General features: G+C 72.6%; 18 protein-coding genes and 3 pseudogenes. 12 read left to right on the top strand and 9 right to left on the bottom strand.

The genetic code is table 11. The annotated features are described in order from the left end of the window. Window positions 1-877, top strand: a pseudogene (locus AOK23_RS08125) (hypothetical protein); the annotation flags it as partial. Beyond that, window positions 874-1,134 carry a hypothetical protein gene (locus AOK23_RS49520; protein WP_240496307.1) on the top strand — a complete coding sequence of 87 codons (261 nt, stop codon included), beginning with the start codon at window positions 874-876 and terminating at the stop codon, window positions 1,132-1,134. The pseudogene AOK23_RS08125 and the gene AOK23_RS49520, both read left to right, overlap by 4 nt. 109 nt (window positions 1,135-1,243) lie before the next feature. Here the strand turns inward: AOK23_RS49520 and AOK23_RS08130 are convergent. Both AOK23_RS08130 and AOK23_RS49525 read right to left on the bottom strand, forming a co-directional pair. After that, window positions 1,244-1,824 (bottom strand): annotated as a pseudogene (locus tag AOK23_RS08130) (zinc-binding dehydrogenase); the annotation flags it as partial. Continuing rightward, window positions 1,824-2,318 (bottom strand): annotated as a pseudogene (locus AOK23_RS49525) (hypothetical protein); the annotation flags it as partial. The pseudogenes AOK23_RS08130 and AOK23_RS49525, both read right to left, overlap by 1 nt. Window positions 2,319-2,483: 165 nt before the next feature. Here AOK23_RS49525 and AOK23_RS08135 point away from each other — a divergent pair. Genes AOK23_RS08135 through AOK23_RS08145 form a run of 3 tightly spaced genes read left to right on the top strand, consistent with a single transcriptional unit; the run spans window position 2,484 to window position 4,689 of the window. Continuing rightward, window positions 2,484-3,554 (top strand): aromatic ring-hydroxylating oxygenase subunit alpha, encoded by a 1,071-nt coding sequence (locus AOK23_RS08135; protein WP_206336150.1) that lies wholly within the window; start codon window positions 2,484-2,486, stop codon window positions 3,552-3,554. Continuing rightward, complete coding sequence (locus AOK23_RS08140) at window positions 3,551-3,739, top strand: hypothetical protein (RefSeq protein ID WP_055712075.1); 189 nt, start codon at window positions 3,551-3,553, stop codon at window positions 3,737-3,739. Before AOK23_RS08135 ends, AOK23_RS08140 begins: the two co-directional genes overlap by 4 nt. Then, on the top strand, window positions 3,736-4,689 hold the full coding sequence (locus AOK23_RS08145; RefSeq protein ID WP_055712076.1) for a PDR/VanB family oxidoreductase: 954 nt from the start codon (window positions 3,736-3,738) through the stop codon (window positions 4,687-4,689). The genes AOK23_RS08140 and AOK23_RS08145 overlap by 4 nt, the downstream gene beginning before the upstream one ends. 83 nt (window positions 4,690-4,772) lie before the next feature. On the opposite strand, the gene AOK23_RS08150 is transcribed toward AOK23_RS08145, so the two are convergent. Then, window positions 4,773-5,456: an MmyB family transcriptional regulator gene (locus AOK23_RS08150; RefSeq protein WP_055712077.1), complete on the bottom strand. Its 684-nt coding sequence runs from the start codon at window positions 5,454-5,456 to the stop codon at window positions 4,773-4,775. Between the two features lie 274 nt (window positions 5,457-5,730). On the opposite strand from AOK23_RS08150, the gene AOK23_RS08155 reads away from it, so the two are divergent. From AOK23_RS08155 to AOK23_RS08175, 5 genes are all read left to right on the top strand, one after another. Next, window positions 5,731-6,387, top strand: a complete 657-nt coding sequence (locus AOK23_RS08155; protein ID WP_055712078.1) for a helix-turn-helix domain-containing protein — start codon at window positions 5,731-5,733, stop codon at window positions 6,385-6,387. A gap of 32 nt (window positions 6,388-6,419) precedes the next feature. Continuing rightward, window positions 6,420-6,959, top strand: a complete 540-nt coding sequence (locus AOK23_RS08160; protein WP_055712079.1) for a hypothetical protein — start codon at window positions 6,420-6,422, stop codon at window positions 6,957-6,959. A 16-nt stretch (window positions 6,960-6,975) separates the two neighbouring features. Beyond that, window positions 6,976-8,184, top strand: coding sequence for an MAB_1171c family putative transporter (locus AOK23_RS08165; RefSeq protein WP_055712080.1), 1,209 nt, complete (start codon window positions 6,976-6,978; stop codon window positions 8,182-8,184). Continuing rightward, window positions 8,168-9,592 carry an FAD-dependent monooxygenase gene (locus tag AOK23_RS08170; protein ID WP_055712081.1) on the top strand — a complete coding sequence of 475 codons (1,425 nt, stop codon included), beginning with the start codon at window positions 8,168-8,170 and terminating at the stop codon, window positions 9,590-9,592. The genes AOK23_RS08165 and AOK23_RS08170 overlap by 17 nt, the downstream gene beginning before the upstream one ends. Before the next feature lie 114 nt (window positions 9,593-9,706). Continuing rightward, on the top strand, window positions 9,707-9,931 hold the full coding sequence (locus AOK23_RS08175; protein ID WP_055712082.1) for a hypothetical protein: 225 nt from the start codon (window positions 9,707-9,709) through the stop codon (window positions 9,929-9,931). Window positions 9,932-10,021: 90 nt separating this feature from the next. Here AOK23_RS08175 and AOK23_RS08180 read toward each other — a convergent pair whose 3' ends face one another. From AOK23_RS08180 to AOK23_RS08190, 3 genes are read right to left on the bottom strand one after another with little or no spacing between them, the layout of a single operon-like run. Then, complete coding sequence (locus tag AOK23_RS08180; RefSeq protein WP_055712083.1) at window positions 10,022-10,993, bottom strand: polyprenyl synthetase family protein; 972 nt, start codon at window positions 10,991-10,993, stop codon at window positions 10,022-10,024. Continuing rightward, window positions 10,990-11,697: a 4'-phosphopantetheinyl transferase family protein gene (locus AOK23_RS08185; RefSeq protein WP_055712084.1), complete on the bottom strand. Its 708-nt coding sequence runs from the start codon at window positions 11,695-11,697 to the stop codon at window positions 10,990-10,992. The genes AOK23_RS08180 and AOK23_RS08185 overlap by 4 nt, the downstream gene beginning before the upstream one ends. Beyond that, window positions 11,642-12,553, bottom strand: coding sequence for a metallophosphoesterase family protein (locus AOK23_RS08190; RefSeq protein WP_055712085.1), 912 nt, complete (start codon window positions 12,551-12,553; stop codon window positions 11,642-11,644). The genes AOK23_RS08185 and AOK23_RS08190 overlap by 56 nt, the downstream gene beginning before the upstream one ends. 276 nt (window positions 12,554-12,829) lie before the next feature. Between AOK23_RS08190 and AOK23_RS08195 the strand changes: the two genes are divergently transcribed. Next, complete coding sequence (locus tag AOK23_RS08195; protein WP_055712088.1) at window positions 12,830-14,176, top strand: ATP-grasp domain-containing protein; 1,347 nt, start codon at window positions 12,830-12,832, stop codon at window positions 14,174-14,176. Window positions 14,177-14,330: 154 nt separating this feature from the next. Here AOK23_RS08195 and AOK23_RS49530 read toward each other — a convergent pair whose 3' ends face one another. Both AOK23_RS49530 and AOK23_RS49535 read right to left on the bottom strand, forming a co-directional pair. Then, window positions 14,331-14,720 (bottom strand): hypothetical protein, encoded by a 390-nt coding sequence (locus AOK23_RS49530; RefSeq protein ID WP_240496308.1) that lies wholly within the window; start codon window positions 14,718-14,720, stop codon window positions 14,331-14,333. Between the two features lie 67 nt (window positions 14,721-14,787). Beyond that, a complete protein-coding gene (locus AOK23_RS49535; RefSeq protein WP_240496309.1) occupies window positions 14,788-15,498 on the bottom strand; it encodes a hypothetical protein in 711 nt (236 codons plus the stop codon). A gap of 544 nt (window positions 15,499-16,042) precedes the next feature. Between AOK23_RS49535 and AOK23_RS08205 the strand changes: the two genes are divergently transcribed. Further along, window positions 16,043-16,540, top strand: coding sequence for a hypothetical protein (locus AOK23_RS08205; RefSeq protein WP_055712086.1), 498 nt, complete (start codon window positions 16,043-16,045; stop codon window positions 16,538-16,540). Window positions 16,541-16,833: 293 nt separating this feature from the next. Here the strand turns inward: AOK23_RS08205 and AOK23_RS08210 are convergent, their stop codons facing one another. Further along, window positions 16,834-19,881, bottom strand: a complete 3,048-nt coding sequence (locus AOK23_RS08210) for an alpha-mannosidase (protein WP_055712087.1) — start codon at window positions 19,879-19,881, stop codon at window positions 16,834-16,836. Between the last annotated feature and the right edge of the window lie 130 nt (window positions 19,882-20,011).

A 20,011-nucleotide genomic window follows, 5' to 3' on the forward strand; every position in this document is an offset into this window, starting at 1 on the left:
GGGGCTCACGCTCGGCTCGTCCCCGGCCCCAGCCCGTGCCCCGTCCCCGCCCTCATCCTCGGACCCGGACCCGGCCCGCCGGACCGCCGTGGTGCCGCCCCGCGCCGAGGGCTGGCAGGCCGTACCGGCCCCCGGCAGCACTCCCGCCGCGCAGCTGCGCCGTATCGCCGTCGCCGGGCCCCGGCTGGCGTGGGCCGTGGGCGAGGAGAACCTCTCCGGACCGGAGGGGCAGCGGGGGCTGGCCATGGTGTGGAACGGCACCGCCTGGACGAAGACCGACCTGTCCCATCTCACCCACACGCGTTTGTGGGACGTCGCCGGTGTCGACAGGACCACGGCCTGGTGCGTGGGCGAGCCGACCGGAAACGCCGGCCCGCTGCTGCGCTGGGACGGAATCACCTGGCGCGAGGCCGCGTTCCCCGGCCGGGGCGAGCCGGACGTCCGGTTCACCTCGGTGGCGGTCGGACCCGATCGGCAGGTGTGGGTCTGCGGCACCCGGGGCGGCACCCTCCGGCTGCTGCACGGGAAGGGGCGACGCTGGCGTTGGCTGGAGCCGCTGCCCGTCGAGAGTGCCAACCTCTACCGGGTCGTCGTGCGCCGGCCGGGCGAGGTCTGGGTGAGCGGTGAACAGTCGAACGGCGGGGCTGGTCCGGCCTCGTGGCCCGGTGGGACGGAGCGTGGACGGTCCTTCCCGCGATCGCCGGCCTGCGCCTGGGCATCGCCGACGTCCACGCGGCGGGACCGGACGACGTATGGGCGGTGGGCACCGAGGCGGGTATCGGCGGACCGCCGGGACGACCGGGCAACCCCGCCCTGGCCCACTGGGACGGCAAGGCCTGGGCCCGACTGGAAGCTGGCTTCACCCTCGGATCGTTGAGCGGGATCGCCGGCGACGCGCGGGGCCGCGCCGCGTGGATCTCGGGCTGGAACTTCCGGGACCAGAGCAGCAGTACGTACCTGCGCCGGGACGGCGACGCCTGGACCGTCGTGCGGGGCCCGGCCGGCGCGGCGACGGCGCCGTACCTCAATGACGTGGCGCACGTCCCCGGCACCACCGGCTTCTGGTCGGTCGGCATGACGAGCCCCAGCCCCTACCCACCGACCGAGGCCTACACCGAACGCCTCCTCCTCTGAGGCGAACCGAAGCACGAGCCGCTACGACCGGCTGGCGTCGGCTGTCGGCGGGCCTCGGCTGTCGGGAGGGGGCGGAGGGGCCCGCGCCCTCTCCCGACGGTTCCCGGAGTCAGCCGCTGATCAGGACCTTCAGGCTCTTGCGGTCGGCCATGGCCCGGTAGCCGGCCGGTACGCCGTCGAGGCCGGTGGTGACATCGAAGACCTTGCCCGGCTCGATGGTGCCGTCGAGGATGTCGGGCATCAGTTCCTCGATGTAGGCGCGGACCGGGGCGGGGCCCCCGGCCAGACGGATGTTGTGGCGGAAGAGGCTGCCGAACCCGATGGGCGCCTCCTCGTACTGGGGCACGCCGACCCGGCTGATGACTCCGCCGGGGCGGACGGCGCCGACGGCCTGCTCGTAGGCGGGCAGATTGCCGACGCACTCCAGGACGACATGCGTGCCGTGCCCGCCGGTCAACTCCCGGACTCGGGCGATGCCTTCCTCACTCCGGGCGGAGACGATGTCGGTGGCGCCGAACTCCCGGCCGAGGTCGGTGCGTGCCTGGTGGCGGCCCACGAGGATGATCTGCTCGGCGCCGAGCCGCTTGGCCGACAGCACCGCCAGCAGGCCGACGGCGCCGTCGCCGATCACGGTGACGCGGGTGCGCTCGTGACGCCACCCGCGACAGCCGCATGGTGGCCGGTGCCGAGGGGCACCACAGCACCTGGAGCACGTCGGCCTGTCCGGGCGGCCGCAGCAGAGGGACGTCGCGCACGTACAGCTGGGCGACGGGCAGCATGGGGACCGGACTCTCCGCGGGCCAGGGAGGCCCGGCATCGAGTCGCGCCATGAACGTCGCGGCGTTGCGTTCGTGGATCTCCGACTCCTCAGGCGTGTAGTGAGGACCTCCGGGATCACGGTGGAGCCGGGCAAATCTGCGTCGCTCAAGACGTATCTCCGCCGGCGACTTGCACCGGCCTGTGCCCGGGTGCCTCGCTTCGCAGTGCGGCCACGGCTCCTCGGCGGGCCACAGCAACGGGCCACCCACCGAGCTGTCCCGCACCGAGGGCGACCCGGCGCGAGGATGCAGCCGGATCGCGGCGCGCGCCGACGAGGCCAGCTCGGGAAAGACCGCGGCCACGTCCACAGGCCGCGGCGGAGTGGTACGGACGGAACCCGTGCCGGTGACCCTGCCACCGCCCACTGACACCCCGGCCGTCTCCCTCCCGATCACGACCTGACCAGCCCTTTCGTCGAATCTCTTCCGCCTGACGGAAGCCGTCTTGCCGAGTCGCCGCCGCCGTCAGGACCCTGGGTCCAACCACGGCACGCGGGGCGAGGGCGCCCCGCCGACAGGGACGGGAAGCCCATGCCTCATATGACCGCCTTCGCCAGGAACCAGTGGTACGTCGCCGCCTACGCCCATGAGGTCGGGCGGGAGTTGCTCGGCCGGACGATCCTCGGCGAGTCGCTCGTCCTCTACCGGACGGAGGAGGAGGGCACGCCCGTCGCGCTGCACGACCGGTGCGTGCACCGGCGGTATCCGCTGTCCGAGGCCCCCACCCGGCTCGACGGCGACCGGATCGTGTGCGGCTACCACGGCTTCACGTACGACACGACCGGCACCTGTGTGTACGTGCCGGGGCAGAAGCGCGTTCCGCGGACCGCGCGGGTCGCCTCGTACCCGGTGGTCGAGCAGGACTCCCTGATCTGGGTGTGGATAGGCGACCCGGCGCTCGCCGACCCGCAGACCATCCCCCGGGCCAAGCACCTGGACTCCCCCGGCTGGGTCACCGTGCGCGGCATGGAGCCGATCGACGCCGACTACGGGCTCCTCGTCGACAACCTGCTCGACCTGTCCCACGAGACCTATCTGCACGGCGGCTACATCGGCACCCCGGAGGTCGCCGAGACACCGATCACCACCGAGGTCGACGAGGGCGCCGGCATCGTCCGGGTGAGCCGGCACATGGACGACGCCGAGTGCCCGCCGTTCTACGCCAAATCCACCGGCATCTCGGGCCGCATCACCCGCTGGCAGGACATCGAGTACTTCGCCCCCTGCCTGTACCTGCTGCACAGCCGGGTCGCCCCGGTCGGCGTGGTCCCCGAGGCGGACGGCAGCGACCCGAACGGCTTCCACACCGAGGTCACGTACGCGATCACCCCGTCGACCGACGGCAAGGTGTACGACTTCTGGATGGTCTCGCGCGACTGGGCGATCGAGGACGACGAGGTCACCGAGTTCCTGCGGAACAACAACCACACCGTCGTGATGCAGGATGTCGACGCGCTCAACCTGCTGCAGAAGACGCTCGGCACCGAGCGCACCGGCTACCAGGAGCTGAGCATCAACATCGACACCGGTGGTCTGGCCGCCCGCCGTATCCTCGCCCGGCTGGTCGAGGAGGGCGCGAAGCCCGTGGAGAAGGTCCAGTGAGCGCCTCCCCCGCCGCGCCCTTCCGGACCGGCGAGATCTACCGCGTGGACTGGCTGCCGGGCACCGACGTCCTGCACGGCACCTGCCACTGCGGACGCGAGCACACCTCGCAGGACCCGATCGAGATGTGGGAGTGGATGCTCGCCCACCCCCAAGGACACGAGCCGCAAGGGAACAGCTCATGACCTCGTCTTCGCCCTCGTCGCCGTACGAGGCCGAACTCCTCGTCGAAGCACGCGAGTTCGCCACCGACGGCGTGCTCACCCTCACCCTGCGCCACCCGCTCGGCGAGGAGCTCCCCTCCTGGGAACCCGGCGCGCACATCGATGTGCTGCTCGGCCCGGAGCTGGAGCGGCAGTACTCGCTGTGCGGTGACCCGGCGGACCGGCACACCTGGCGGATCGGGGTCCTGCGGGAGCCCGACGGGCGTGGCGGATCGGCCTTCGTGCACACGGAGTTGAGCCAGGGCGACAAGGTGCGGGTGCGCGGGCCGCGCAACAACTTCGCCCTGGAGAGCGCGCCCCGCTACCGGTTCGTGGCCGGCGGTATCGGCATCACGCCGATCCTGCCGATGCTGGCCGCGGCCGAGGCGGCGGGCGCCGAGTGGTCGCTGCTGTACGGCGGGCGCAGCCGTCGATCGATGGCGTTCCTGGCCGAGTTGGCCACGTACGGGGACAAGGTGACCGTCGCGCCGCAGGACGAGACGGGCCTCCTCGACCTGGGGTCGGTGCTCGACGGACTGCCCGAGGACACCCTCGTCTACTGCTGCGGTCCCGGTCCGCTGCTCGACGCGGTCGAGGAGCGCTGTCCGGGGCGGGCGCTGCGTGTGGAGCGGTTCCAGCCGAAGGAGCAGGAGACGGGCCCGGACAGCGAGTTCGAGGTGGTGCTGGAACGGTCGGGGAAGACGGTGACGGTGCCGGTCGGGATCTCCGTGCTGGACACCGTGCGGGCCGCCGGGGTCGAGGTGCTCTACTCGTGCACGGAGGGCACCTGCGGGACGTGCGAGACGGACGTCCTGGACGGCACCCCGGACCACCGTGACTCGGTGCTGAGCGACGAGGAGCGCGAGGCCGGGGAGACCATGCTCATCTGCGTGTCCCGCTGCCGGGGCCCACGGCTGGTGCTCGACCTGTAGCCGGCGGGAGGTCGTGCGGGGGAAGGATTGACCCCCGGCGCCGTCGGCGACCTGAACGCCGGCGGTACCGGAGGGGGTGCTGCTCACCGGCCGGGTGAGGGCACCACGCTGAGGTGGCCCACGGTGGCCCGCCGGGAGCGGCGGTGCCTGCGGGGGGACTCGGACTGCCGGCCGGCCTCGCGCAGCACGAGGGTCATACGGGTGTAGCCGAGGTCGCGGAGGGTGTCGGGGGTCTCGTCGACGACCCGGCAGTCGGTGGCCCCCCAGCGGGGGTCGGGGTGGACGAGCGGACGGACCGCGCCGTCGTGCCGTGCGGCGCCGGGGCCGACCGTGCGCAGCCAGTGCGGCAGGCCGTGGCGGTAGGCGGCGTCCATGATGGGGTCCTGGGCGATGTCCCGGCGGATCGACTGCAGGCCGCGGTCCTGGGTGTGCCGCTCCACGGCGGCGGCGAAGTGGGCGAGCATCGGCAGGCACCAGCTGGACTCGTGGTCGCCGAGGACCGTGGCGGCGTCGGGGTGGAACAGCACGAAGCGCAGGAAGTTGTCGCCGGGCATGGCCGTGGGGTGCGGGCCCACGCCGCCGAACAGCTTCCGGAACGCGGAGTTGGTGAGGACGACGTCCCAGCCGTGGTCGAGGACGACGGACGGGAAGGAGACGGACTCCAGCAGCGCGGCGTAGTCCAGCAGATAGGCCTGCGCTTCCCGGGCTTCGAGACTGTCGGGGACGGGCCGCGGTACCGACCGCTGCCCTCCTGCCTGATATGCCATCGGGAGGTCACCCCTCTTGCCTCTGCGGCCTTCACGCGGCGCCTTGATCCTCCTGCCCCCGGCGGAGTCGTGTCAACTATCGTGGCATTCGACGCCGGTTGACGGCTGAATCTCGCCACAGTTGTGGCGAGACCTGGATGTGAGTTCGACGAAGCGGCTAGTCTCCCCGCAGTTCACGGTGTACTTGCCGGGACCAGGGTCTCGCGCCAGGCTTGGATCCACGGATTCCGCAGTACCGCGAAATTGGCCTGAGAGAGACGTAGGAGATCTGTCGGTGACGGATGGCTTCGAGGTTCCGGACGCCGCGGCGACGGTTCTGCTGCCGGCCGTCGTGGCCCGCGTCACCGCGTTGGCGGACAAGCTGGGCGTGGCGCACTCCGAGGTCTTCGACACACGTCGGCTCTCGGTCGCCTCCGGTGTCCCCGAGGCGGTGGTGAAGGCCCTGCTGAGCGGGCAGCGCGCCGGCGAGCCGGACATCCAGGCCCGCTTCCTGCAACGCCTGGACCTGCTGCGGCGCACCCGGCTCAAACCCAACGGGCGCAAGTACACCCAGCAGGAGATCGCCGACGGCGCGGGCATGTCGCGCCAGCAGGCCGGCGCCCTGATCAACGGCGACCGGCGGCCCACGATGGAACACTGCGACGCCATCCAGCGCTTCTTCCGGGTCCATGCCGGCTTCCTCACCGCGGAGGACCCGGAGGCCCTGGCGAGCGCGCTGATGCGCACCGAGCAGGAGCTCCTCCAGCAGCTCGCCGACCGTGAGCGCGCGGCGGCCGAGGCCGCCGACGACCCGCTGCAGCGGCTGCTGCAGAACCACGGTGTGCGCTCCATCGCCTGGCGGGCGGCCCAGCTGCCCACCGACCAGCACCGCGACAAGGTGGCGGAGTGGCTGGACATGCTGCTGGAGAGCGTCAAGCGGCCCGAGTCCTGACCGGGGGAAATTCTGTGGGCATCGGAAAGGAAATGCGCCGTCTGTGCGGCGAGTTGGTCGGCGAGCTGACGCTCCCGGCACCGGCGGACCCCGCCGACCTCTACAGCGCCTTGTGCGACGCCATGAGCAGACGCCGCGGCCGCCCCGTGCACTACCGTACGGCCGCCTTCCCGCCCGGTACGGCCAGCGGTCTGTGGCTGGACATGGCCGAGCAGGACCTCGTCGTCATCGAGGAACGCACCGCCCCCGACCACCAGTTGGTGATCCTCGGCCATGAGCTGTGGCACATGCAGGCCGGGCACTGCGGCCACCCTGTGCAGGGCGCGGAGGGCGCCGCGGTCGCCGCGCGCTTATTGAACGTGGACGCCGATCTGCAGGCGACGGTCCTGAAGGTGGCCGCGCGGACCCGTTTCGACCTGGCCGACGAGCAGGACGCCGAGAGCTTCGGTCTGCTGCTCGCGAGCAAGTGCCGTACGTGGCTCGCCGGTTCCGCGCTGCGCGGGCCCGTGCGGCGTGATCATCTGGCCGGCCGGATCGGGGCCTCGCTGGGCTACCGCGGCCCGCAGGGCTGAGGCAGCCGCCGACACCATGGACGGGCACAGCTACTACGTACCGGCCGCCGCGATGGCGATCGCCCTCGCCCTGAAGATGCCCGCGCTGCTGCGGAACTGGGGCGATCCACTCATCAGGTCCGTGTGCGCCCTGATGACCCTGGCGTCCCTGGTGTTCTTCTTCGCCGCGCCCCCGACGATCACCGAGGTCAACCACCTCACCGGCGTCACCAACATGTCGGCGGCCCTGGTGTACGTCCTGCTGAGCGCGTTCAGCGGCTCCTGCCTGGTGCTGATCACCAACTGGCGGGGCGGTCCCCCCGAGGTCACCCGGCGGCTGTCACGCCGCTGGATCGGCGGGTACGCCGGGGTGTGCGCGGCGATCGTGTTGCTGTTCGTGCTGGGGAACGCTCCGGTGGAGCGGGTGCGGGACTTCGACACGTACTACGCCAACACGCCGTTCCTGCGCGAGATGATCGTGCTGTACCTCATCGGCTTCACCGTCGCCGGTGTCGCCATGCACGTGATGTGCTGGCGCTGGGCGCTCCAGGTGGGCGGCTGGCTGCGGGCCGGGCTGCTGGTGATCGCGTTCGGCTATCTCGTCAACGTCCCCTTCGCCGCGGTCAAGCTGGTCGCCGTCGCGGCCCGCTGGCAGGGCGGGAACCTGGACGGTCTGAGCACGTATCTCGCCCCCGTGCTGGCGTCGGTCGGCGCGCAGGTCAGCGCGGTCGGCTTCTGTCTGCCGCTGGCCGGTCAGCGCATCGGCGACGCGTGGACCACCTGGTCGACGTACCGCAGGCTCGGTCCGCTGTGGCGGGAGCTGCGGCCGGTGTGGGCGCAGGCCGGCCACGAGGTGCGGATCTCCTGGTGGGCGCCCGCGCAACTGCAGATGACGCAGCGGGAGTCCGACATCCACGACGGCATGCTCAGCCTGTACCCGTACTTCGACTCCGAGGTGCGCGCGAAGGCCTACGAGGCGGCCGTCGCGGCGGGGTCGGAGCCCGTGCAGGCGCGGGCCGAGGCCGACGCGGCGATGCTGACGGCGGCCGTACGGGCCCGGCAGGACGACCCGGAGGGCCGCGTCATCAGCTCGGCGGTCGCCGACACGCCCACGCTGCCCGCCGAGAACCCCCGTGACCTGGTGCGGATGTCCATCGCCCTGCGTCAGTCCCCCGTCGTAGCGGCCGCCCGCGCCTGGGCCGCCGCGACCAGGTCAGAGAGCGACTTCCATGAGCGAACCCGTTAGCGGTCCACACGACACCGCGGCAGGCACCGGGCGGCGTGCCGTCGTCGTCGGCGCGGGCCTGGCCGGCCTGCTGGCCGCTGCCGCGCTGCGCGACCACGCCGAGGTCACCGTCGTCGAGCGCGACGCGCTGCCCGAGGGGCCCGAGGCCCGCAAGGGTGTGCCGCAGGCCCGTCACGCCCATCTGCTGTGGTCCGGCGGGGCCCGTGCCATGGAGGAGCTGCTGCCCGGCGTGACGGAGGCGTGGCTGGCCGCCGGGGCCCGGCGCATCCCGTTGCCGACGGGACTGGTGTCGCTGTCGGCGCAGGGCTGGATCCGGCGCTGGCCCGAGATGGAGTTCATGATCGCGTGCAGCCGGGATCTGCTGGAGTCGGTGGTCCGCGCCCGGCTGCTGGCCGGTCCCCGGGTCACCGTCCTGGAGCGCACCGAGATCCTCGGGCTGACGGGCGACGCGTCCCGGGTGACGGGCGTCCGGGTGCGGATGGCCGACGGTGAGGAGCGGCTGCTGCCCGCCGACCTGGTGGTGGACGCCGCCGGCCGGGGGTCGCGGGGCACGGCCTGGCTCGACGCGATGGGGGTGCCGCCCGCGCCGATGGAGGAGGTCGACTCGGGGCTGGTGTACGCCAGCCGGATCTTCCGGGCGCCCGAGGGCACCGAGGAGTACCCGGTGGTGAACGTCCAACCGAACGCGGAGGATCCCGTGCCGGCGCAGAGCGCGACACTCGTGCCCGTGGAGGGGGGACGCTGGCTGGTGACCCTGTCGGGCACCCGCGGCGGTCAACCCACCGCGAGGGCCGAGGAGTTCGTCGCGTTCGCGCGCAACGTCAGGCATCCCGTCGTGGGCGAGCTGATATCCCGCGCCGAACCGCTGACCGACGTGGTCGTCACCCGCAGCACGATCAACCGGCGCCGCTACTTCGAGAAGGTGTCCCGCTGGCCCGACGGGTTCGTGGCGATCGGCGACGCCGTGGCCACGTACAACCCGATCTACGGGCACGGGATGTCGGTCGCCGCGCAGGGCGCCCTCGGGCTGCGTGAGAAGGTCGCCGAACACGGGATCACCGCGCCGGGGCTGGCGCGCCGCATCCAGCGGGCCGTCGCCGTACCGGTGGCGCTCGCCTGGGAACTGGCCACCGGCACGGACATCCGCTACCCCGAAGCCATCGGCAAGCGGCCGAACGCGATGCAGAAGCTGTTCGGGCTGTACGTGCAGCGGCTGATGCGTACGGCGGTGGGGCGGCCGCTGGTGTTCCGGGCCTTCCTCGGGGTGATCACCCTCTCCGCGCCGGCCGCCGCGCTGGTCAGACCGGAGGTCGTACTGGCGGTGCTGCGCGGCCCGGTCAAGGACCCGCTGACGGGGCCGCCGCTGACGGACCGTGAGCGGGAGATCGTGCCGGGCGCGGCGCAGTAGGACCGGCTCCGCCGTCCGCTGACCGAGCGAACCGGCGTGCGGGAGAACGGGATTGTCAGTGCCGGGCGGCAAGCTGGTGGCGTGTCACTCATCCATCGAGGGGAGAGCCGTCCGATGCCGACCGCCGTGCTGACCGACCGTGAGCGGACCGCCGTCCAGGCCTATCTGCGGCTGCTGGGGACCGTACGAGCCGCGTTCGACGGGCCGCCGGAGGGCCGACCACCCCTGGTGCCGACCGCCGCGCTCGCCGAGGCGGAGCAGGCGCTGGCGGAGGCGGGTCTGGCGGGCAACGAGGAGGAGTTCTTCCGGCTGCTGCGTGGCTGGTGCCCGCGGCTGTGACCCTGCGCCCCGCGCGACGGTCCGCCGGCACCACCGGCGGACCGGCCTCGCGGCACCGGACCGGGGCGCGCACGGGAAGATCTCCGGGGGCTACGTCAGATACATCCCCGCCGACTGGTCCACCAGCTGCCTCAGGGCCGAGACGTGGTGCGCGTGGCCGCCGAGCCGGTCGAGGACGCGGTGGGCCTCGTCGCGGTAGGTGCCGAGGTCCTTCTCGTAGCGGTGGAGGACGGCCGGGGCGAGCAGACGCGTCCGGAGTTCGTCCCGTGCGGGCTCGGACTCCCGTGCGGCGGCGCTCAGTTCGACCAGGCGGGCCCGGGTGCCGGGGGACGCCTCGTCGAGGGCGCAGGCGAGCAGATAGGTGACGGTGCCGTTGCGCAGGTCCTCGTCGCGGCCGGAGAGGAGGTCCTCCTGGTCGTTGAAGAGCTGCCAGAGCACGCCGAAGACGTCGCCGAACTCCCGCCACAGTTCGGTGCGGTCATGGTCGGCGCCCGCGAGGATCGCGGCCATCGCCGTGATCATCGCGAAGGGGGCGCCGGACTTCCCCCGGTACGCCTCGACGACGGAGTCCGGACAGGCCGCGCCGAGGTCACCGCGGAGGTCCCGCAACTGCCCTTCCACGGCGCCGATCCAGCAGTTGACGATCTCGCAGGTGAGGGCGTTGCGCAGGGCGTCGGGGACGGACTGCGCCTGGACGACCCGGATGGGGAGGGCCTGACCGCTGAGGACGGCCGCGAGCAGCGCCTCGTCCGCGCCGAGTCCCCGCGGGGTGTGCGCGCCGTGGCCGTCGGCCAGGTCGTCGAGGTAGCACGCGGAGGTCCACCACAGCACGTGCACGGCCGACAGCGGAACGGCCGGTTCGGGGGCGCCCGTCTCGGCCCCGTGCACCAGCAGCGGGAGCACCGACAGGGGGTACTTCATCCGCTGGTGGCCGAGCAGCCCCGCGATGGATCTTCGGACCGCGGTGGCGGCGGGGCCCAGCTCCTCCAGGGCGTGTTCGATCTCCGCGTCTATCTCCGCGGCGATCCGTCCGTGCAGGTCTGCGTACGCGAGGGAACTCACCGGCGAGCCTCGTTCTCCAGGGGGAAGGGAACCGACACCGACGTCACCACCAAGCCACGGCGGACGCTCCAGCGCCCGTCGAAGGCCGTCAGACGTCGGCCGTCCACCACCGGTCCGGGAACGAGGAGTTCGGCGCGCAGACCGCCCGCGTGGCCGCCGGGTTCGACGGACACCTCGATGTCGGCCTCGGAGAAGTCCAGCCAGCGGCCGGTGAGCGGGAACCACGCCTTGTAGACGGACTCCTTGGCGCTGAACAGCAGCCGGTCCCAGTGGACCGAGGGGTGGTCGGCGGTGAGTCGGCGCAGTCGGGCTTCCTCCGGGGGGAGCGCGATGGCCTCCAGGACGCCCTCGGGCAGGGCGCTGTGGGGTTCGGCGTCGATGCCGAGGGAGGCGAGGTCGGTGGCGCGGACCAGTGCGGCGGCGGCGTACCCGTCGCAGTGGGTCATGCTGCCGGTCAGGCCCTCCGGCCAGCCGGGGGCGCCGCGCTCACCGGGCAGGATCGGCCGCGGCGGGACACCGAGCTTCTCCATGGCCCGCCGGGCGCAGGCCCGGACGACGGCGAACTCGCGGCGCCGCTTCGGCACCGCGCGGGCCACGATCGCAGCCTCCTCCGGGTACAGCTCGATCCCGTCGGCTCCCCCGGTCGTGTCATCGTCGTACGCCTCCACGGCCACGACCGACTCCGGGAGCAGCTCCTCGATCAACGGCTTGGACCTCCATCGGCAGAATCCGGCGCAGCCTTCCCGGGGGTTCCGGGCGCGGGCGCCACTCGCGGGGGTAACCCACGGACACCTCTTCGAAGCGGACCCCGTCCAGCCAGGTGGTCCGCGGGATGTGCAGATGGCCGTAGACCATGACCTCGACGCGGAAGCGGAGGTGCCAGTCGGCCGTCAGGTCGGTGCCGCACCACATGGCGAACTCGGGGTAGCGCAGGACGTTCGTCGGGTGCCGGTCGAGGGGGTAGTGGTTGACCAGCACCGTGGGCAGGTCGGCGGGGATCTCGGCGAGCCGGCGCTCGGTCTCGGCGACCCGGGCGCGGCACCAGGCGTCGCGGCTCGGGTACGGGTCGGGGTGCAGGACGTGCTCGTCGGTGCAGACCACGCCGGTGCCGTGCGCGTACTCCAGGCCCTCGGCCTTCGTCGCGCAGCCCTGGGGCAGGAACGAGTAGTCGTACAGCAGGAACAGCGGCGCGACGACGACGGGGCCGCCCGGGCCCTCCCACAGGGGGTACGGGTCCTCGGGGGTGACGACGCCCAACTCCCGGCAGAGCGCGACGAGATGCTCGTACCGCGCGACACCGCGGTGGGGGACGGTCTCGCTGGGGTGGGTCCACAGCTCGTGGTTGCCCGGCGCCCACACCACCTTCGCGAAGCGTCCGGCGAGGGTCTGGAGCGCCCAGCGGATGTCGGCCACCTTCTCGGAGACGTCACCGGCCACGAGGAGCCAGTCGTCGTCCGTCTCGGGGCGCATCTGTTCGACCAGGGCGCGGTTCTCGGGATAGCCGATGTGCAGATCGCTGATGGCCAGCAGGTTCCCGTGCCGGCCCACCGTCGACTCCACCCTCACTCCCTCCGCGACACCGAATGGCAACACGAGAACACAAGTGCGCACCGACGGACAAGAGTGACTGGCTGAGCGCTTGCCCACGCCGCGGCACGCCCGTCGCACGAGGATTAACACGCGCGTGACAGAAACATGGGTCCCGGTGGCCTTATGATCTGCCCCAACACCACCGTCACGCCCGTCGTTCGCGTCGGCGGTTCGGCGTACCTCCATCCCCCCTGGCCGGGCACGGCCTGCTCCGCCGTGCCCGCGAACCGTAGAAAGGCGGCCTGCATGGTCTCTCGCGTACGCGTCTGGCTCAACCGCACGTACGCGGAGAACGTCTTCTTCATGGATCAGCTGCGAAATAATCCGCACGCTCGTCCGGTGGACATCCATGCCACCCACGGTGACGCCGACTCCCCCGTACTGGCCGCCGCCGACACCGCCGATCTGGAGCCCGAGGGCCTGTCCCCCGCCGCGTACGTCGAGTACGCGCTCGACCAGTGCGCCAAGCGCGGTATCGACGTGTTCGTGCCGCGCCTGCACCAGGCGGCCATCGCCGCGCACCGCGAGGAGTTCACGGCCGTCGGTACGACGTTGCTGGCGCCGCCCGCCGCATCGATCGAGGTCTTCGAGGACAAGGTCACCGCGTACGAGGCTGTCCAGGCGTACGGAGTCCCCGTGCCGCCGTGGTTCCGGGTGACCGACGCCGATGAACTGGTCGCCGCTGTCGAGGAGTTGGAGGCCGACGGGCACAGGGCGTGCTTCAAGCCGGCGTCCGGGGCGGGCGGTGTGGGCTTCCGTGTGGTGACCCGCGCCCCCTTCTCGCTGGATCACCTCAGCGGCTTCCCCGGCCCGTACGTGCCGCTCGACACGGTGGTCGCCGCCCTGCGGGAGGCCGGGGAGCCCGTCGACTGGCTGGTGATGCCGCGTCTCGAACAGCCGGAGGTGTCCGTCGACTGCCTCACCGGCACCGACGGGCGGGTGCGGATGGCGGTGGGCCGCACGAAGAACGGGCGGCGGCGGGGCTTCTCGCTCAACCCCGCCTGGATCGAGCCGGCCCGGCGGCTCGCCGAGTCGTTCGAGCTGCACCACCTGACCAACATCCAGTTCCGGATGTTGGGTGACCGGCCGGTGCTGATGGACGTGAACACGCGTCCCGCGGGCGGCCTGCACCAGCTGGCGCTGTGCGGGATCAACGCGCCGTGGGCCGCGGTGCGGCTGGCGCTCGGCGAGGAGACCGGTGACGTGCTGCCGACCCGGCTCGGGCAGGACTACACCGTGGTGTCGGGGCCGCGGCCGGTGCGCCCGGTGACACTGCCCCAGCAGGCCGACGACACGGCGACCGCCGACGCGGGCGTGAGCGTCGGCCAGGGCGTGGGTCATGGCGCGGGTGTCGGTGCGGCCGTGGGGCACGGCGCGGGTGCGCCGGTGCCGGCCGATGTGCCGGCCGTCGCGGACATCCCCCGGGCCGTCGAGGTGCCGGGAGCCGTGGGGCTGCCGATGGTGGTCGAGGTGCCCGTGGGCGCGGCGGAGCCCGTGGAGGCCCGGTCGCTCGCCGTGGCGCCGCCGGACGCTCCCCCGCGCGCCTCGTCGCCGACCGCCTGCTCGGCCGCCGACCGGCCCTTGGCGGTCTGAGACCCGCACCCCGCTCGGACGACGAAGGAGGGCGGCTGTTCTGCCCGACAGCCGCCCTCCGGTCTTTCGTACCGGTCTTTCGTACCGCCGCGCGTCGCGGGGCCTCAGTGCCCGCCGGTCCCCGGTGGTGCCGCGGGTGCGCGGCGGGTACGGGTCAGGAGGCGATCCAGATGCCGAAGTCGCGCCAGGCGGTGCCGAAGTCCTGGAAGCCGAGGCGGGCGCCCGCGACACGGGTCGTCGCGCCCTTGGCTATGGCCCCGCCGCTCGCGGAGCCCGAGTAGATCGGGCCGCCGCTGTCACCGGGCCGGGCCGCGGTCTGGCCGTTCATCTGCTCGGCCTCGACCAGGTCCTCGGAGTCGTTGTAGAAGAACAGCACCTTGATGTTGCAGATGGCGCCGCCGACGACCCCGGCGCTGGTGGAGCCGGACTGGCACAGGAACTCGCCGGGGTAGACCCAGTCCCACCCGTCCACGCGGACGCCCACGTTGTCGTCCGGGGTGCCGGTGTAGATGAAGTTGGTGACGTCGCCTGCCTGGAGGAGCATGATGTCGTGCGCCTTGTTGATCTTGGACGGGGTGCCGATGTAGTTTCCCGCGCCGCTGCTGAAGGGGTCACCGAAGTTGCCGCAGTGCCCCGCGGTGAGCAGGTACTCCGCTCCCGTGTTGTCGGTGACGCCAAAGCCGGAGGTGCAGCCGGCGCCGGGCCGCTGGATCGACCTCCTGGGAGCGCGGCTCGACGACCGTACGGACGGGGACCCCCGCCACCTCGGACGCGGCAGCCCGCACCGCGGCGGCCCGCTTCCCTCTGGACCCGGAACCGGAACCTGAACCGGATCCCGAGCCGGCTCCGTCCGTGGCCAGGACGAGCCCGGCGCCGTCGGTGGGGATGTTCACGGTGTGACCCAGGGACGGGTTCTCGGTCAGTTCCGCCTGCAGGCGCGCGGAGGCGGCCTTCAGCTCGCGCAGGGAGTACTTCGCCTCGACGATCCGCACGGGCGCCGTCTCACGCGCCTCCTCGACCGCCTTCCGGACCTTGGCGGGCACCTCGCCCTTCCACCACAGGGCGACCCGGTCCGCCTCCAGACCGATGCCGGTGAAACCGGCGTACCCGCCGCGCTCCTGCTCCCATCTGATGGTGTCGGCCGCCTCCACGAGGGGCCGCTGCTCGGTCATTCTCGCGAGGTCGGCCTCGGGAACCACCTCCGAGATCGGCACGACGTTCCTCTCGGGCCCCTGGGCGGTGGCGCCGGTCGCGGTGGTGCCGACGAGCGCGGTGGCCGAGAGGGCCGCGGCAGCGGCCAGCAGGGCCGTCCTGTTTCGCATCTATCCGCCTTCCCTGAAGTGCGTTTGGCTGCCGACGCAAACGCGAGTGCAGGGGGCGTCAGCGGGAGGCCGCGGCGGGCGTGGACCGTGCTCGGGGCCGAGGCGCTGCCCAAGCCTGCGGTCGCCGTTCCCGTACCGGCGCAGTTGGCGCCGGATGTGCCCGACTTCAGTGTGCGTACGGGTGAGTTGGCGCGGCTCGGCGGCTGGTTGACGGCCGCGGGGCGGCGGACGGCGGTCATCGTGGGGGTGACCGGGATGGGCGGGGTCGGGAAGACCGCGCTGGCGTTGCGGCTGGCGCATCATGCGCGGTCGGCCTATCCCGACGGGCAGTTGTACGCCGATCTGGGCGGGACGGGGACGGAGCCGCGTGCGCCGAGGGCCGTCCTGGCGGCCTTCCTGGCCGCGCTGGGCGTGCCCGCGGCGGCGGTTCCCCGGACCTCGGCCGAGCGCAGCGGACTGCTGCGCTCGCTGCTGGCGGGGAGACGGATGCTGCCGGTCCTGGACGACGCGGGCAGCGCCGCCCAGGTGCGGGATCTGCTGCCCGGTGCGCCCGGGTGCGGGGTCGGACGAGGCGCTCGCCCTGCTCGCCGCCGTGCTCGGCCCCGCCCGGCTCGACCGGGAGCGTGCCGCGGCCCTGCGGCTGGTGACGGCCTGCGGTCTGCTGCCGCTGGCGGTGCGGATCGCGGCCGGACGGCTGGAGGAGCGGCCGGGCTGGACCTTCGCCGCGCTGGCCTCCCGGCTCGCCGACGAGCGCCGGCTGCAGGGCGAACTGCGGCTGGGTGATCTGGCCGTGGACGCGGTCTGCGAGGCGGGGTACCGGCGGTTGACGCCCTGGCAGGCGCGGGCGTTCAGGCTGCTCGCCACGGCCGGCGGACAGAGCGTCGGCCCGGCCCGCGCCGCCGCCGTACTCGCGGTGGACGGGGCGACGGCGGAGACCCTGCTGGAAACCCTGGTGGACGCCGCGCTCCTGGAGTCAGCGGAGCCCGGCCTCTACCGCTATCACCGCCTCGTCAGGGCCTTGGCCACCCAGCACACTCCGTGACAACGATGTCCCGTCGCTAAGGGAATCGCGCCCCCGCGAAAGGGCCCCGGACCGTCTGGTCGCCCGGCGCCAGAGGAGGGCCCGGGTCGCGGCGAAGGCCCGGCGTGAGGGGACGGCCCGCTCACGGCGAACGCCCGGTGCCGAGGGACGGCCCAGTCACCGCGAAGGGCCCGACGGAGGCGACGGCCCGAGCTCGCGACGGGCCGTCGGCTTGAACGGTCGTGGCGGGCGGGGCTGCCCCGCCCGCCACGACCCGAGAGCGCCGCCTGCTCAGGGTGTGGCGGGCAGTCCCGTCAGCGCTGTCCCACCGCGAGGCGCAGGGTCTGCACCTCGAACGGGCGCAGTGTCACGGGGACGCCGTCGCCGTCCGTGGCCGCCTCCGACAGGGGGCGCTCCAGCAGGTCGGTGATGTGCGCCCCGGCGAGCGGGAAGCCGGTGCGCAGGACGCCGCGGGCGCGGCCGCCGCCGGACTCGTAGAGGCGGACCACCACGTCGCCGGAGGCGTCGTCGGCGAGCTTGACCGCCTCGACCGTCACGCCCTCGCCCTCCGCGGAGACCACCGGCGCGGGCGCTCCTGCCGCGTCGGTGACGCGCAGCGGCAGGTTGAGGGCGTAGCCCTCGGCGACCGCGTCCTCGATGGTCGCGCCCGGCAGCAGCGCGTACGTGAGGCGGTGCTTGCCCTGGTCGGCCTCGGGGTCCGGGATGCGCGGGGCGCGGACCAGGCTGAGGCGGACCGTGGTGGTCGTACCGCCGTCCTCACGGACCGTGCGCGAGACGTCGTGGCCGTACGTCGAGTCGTTGATGACCGCGACGCCGTAGCCGGGTTCGCCGACGTGCACCCAGCGGTGGCCGGAGACCTCGAAACGGGCCGCCTCCCAGCTGGTGTTGGTGTGGGTGGGGCGCTGGATGTGGCCGAACTGGATCTCGGCGGAGGAGTGCGCGGCGCGGACGTCGATCGGGAAGCCGGCCTTGAGGAACTTCTCGGCCTCGTGCCAGTCGATGTCCGTCTCGAAGTCGATCCGCCGGCTGCCGGCCCGGACGGTGATCGTCTGGGTGATGCGGGAGCCCTTGCCGAACGACCGCTCGACGCGGACGGCGCCGACGAGGGGGTCGGCCTCGACGACCGTGACGGACTCGGCGTCCAGCAGGTCGGTGTAGCGGTTCCTGTAGTGCTTGTCGACGTCCCAGGCGTCCCAGTAGTTGGGGAGGTCGGTGTGCAGACGGAGCAGGTTGCCCTGGTCGCCGAGGACCTCGCGGTCGGCGACCAGGTCGCGCACGGAGGCCAGGGTGCCGTCCTCGGCGACCACCACCCGGACCAGGCCGTTGTCGAGGGTGAGGCCGTCGACGGAGACGGGGTGCGGGGGCTCGGCGGCGGCGAGGGGCGCGCTGCCGTTCGCGGGGACCTCCACGTACACGGGTGCGCCCTCGGAGGTGCGGACGACCTCGGCCCGGTCCCGCGGGCTGGTGTTGAAGACCCGCGCGTCCCCGGCGCCGAGCGCCGTGACCGCCTCCGCCGTCAGCTCCTCCAGCTCCTTGGCGACCCGCGCGTACTCCGCCTCGGCCTCGCGGTGCACCCAGGCGATCGAGGAGCCGGGCAGGATGTCGTGGAACTGGTGGAGGAGGACCGTCTTCCACAGGCGGTCGAGCTTCTCGTACGGGTAGGTGTAGCCGGGCGCGTGGAGCGCGGCCGTCGTGGCCCACAGTTCGGCCTCGCGGAGCTTGTGCTCGCTGCGGCGGTTGCCCTGCTTGGTGCGGGCCTGCGAGGTGTACGTCGCCCGGTGCAGCTCCAGGTACAGCTCGCCGTGCCAGACGGGGGCGTCCTCGTACTCGGCGCGGGCCTTGGCGAAGAACTCGTCGGGGTGTTCGACGACGACCTTCGGGGAGCCTTCGAGGTCGGCGAGGCGCCGGGCGCGTTCCATGATCTCGCGGGTGGGGCCGCCACCGCCGTCGCCCCAGCCGAAGGGGGCGAGGGAACGGGTGCCGGCGCCCTTCTCCTGGTAGTTGCGGACGGCGCGGTCCATCTCCTCGCCGCTGAAGCGGGCGTTGTAGGTGTCGATGGGCGGGAAGTGGGTGAAGATGCGGGTGCCGTCGATGCCCTCCCACCAGAAGGTGTGGTGGGGGAACCTGTTGGTCTGGTTCCAGGAGATCTTCTGGGTGAGGAACCACTCGTTGCCGGCGAGCTTGGCGAGCTGCGGGTAGGCGGCGTTGTAGCCGAAGGAGTCCGGCAGCCAGACGCCCTTGGTCTCGATGCCGAAGTTCTCGATGAAGAACCGCTTGCCGTGGACGAACTGGCGGGCGACGGCCTCGCCGCCCGGCAGATTGCCGTCGGCCTCGACCCACATGCCGCCGACGGGCGCCCACTGGCCCTTCTCGACGGCCTTCTTGATGCGCTCCCACACCTGCGGGTAGTTGTCGCGCACCCATTCGTACTGCTGGGCCTGGGAGCAGGCGAAGATGAAGTCCTCGTACTCGTCGGCCAACGCGGTCACATTGGAGAAGGTGCGGGACGTCTTGCGCTTGGTCTCGCGGATCGGCCACAGCCAGGCCGAGTCGATGTGGGCGTGGCCGACGCCGGAGATGGTGTGGGCGCTGGCGTGGGCGGGCCGGGCGAGGACGGGGGCGAGGATCTCGCGGACGGCGGTGGCGCTGCCGGAGACGTCGTCCAGGTCGACGGCGTCCATGGCCCGGTCCAGGGCGTGCAGGATCTCGTGGCGCCGTGGCTCGTGCTCACCGAGGTGGACCATGAGTTCGCGCAGCACCTGGAGGTCCAGGTCGAGGTGGAAGACCTCCTCGTCGAGGACGGCGAGGTCGGCGCGCCGGAAGGTGTAGAGCGGCTTGTCGCCGGCGGTGAGGACGTCACCGAGCGGGGTGACCTTGGAGAAGTTGTCGGCGAGGATGTCGGGGTTGGAGGCCGCCTCGACGAGGTAGTCGATCACCTCGCCGCCGCGGACCGGGTTGCCGATGGGGACGTACTGGTTGAGCGGGTTGACCGCCTTCAGCGGGGTGCCGTCGGTGAGGTGCACGAGGGCCTCGGCCTGGTTGCCGGGCCAGTCGCCGACGAAGCCGAGGTCGATCACGGCCTCCACGCGGCGGCCGGCCCACTCGGCGGGCACCCGGCCGTGCATCCGGAACCAGGTCGTGCCCCAGGGCGGACCCCAGGGGGTGTCCATCGCGAAGGGGGTGTACGCGGCGGCCGCGGCCTCCTCGAAGGGGACGGGCTCCCCCGGTGCCTGCCAGGCCTCGACCGTGAAGGGGACGGAGGCCGCGTAGATCGCGGGCTTGACGCGCTGGGTGTGGACGCGCTCTACGCGTTCCTCGATCCGGCGGCGTTCGTCATGCATGAGAGGTCTCCAGGAAGAGGGCCGAGCAGCGGGAGCAGAAGGAGAAGCGAGAGAAGAGGCGAGGGGGGAGCGGTCGAGGAGTCGGGGAGGGCCGGGGTCGGGGGGCTGGAACGGCGGGCGGACGGAAAGC

The sequence above is a fragment of the Streptomyces torulosus genome, assembly GCF_001419765.1.
Lineage (GTDB): Bacteria > Actinomycetota > Actinomycetes > Streptomycetales > Streptomycetaceae > Streptomyces > Streptomyces torulosus.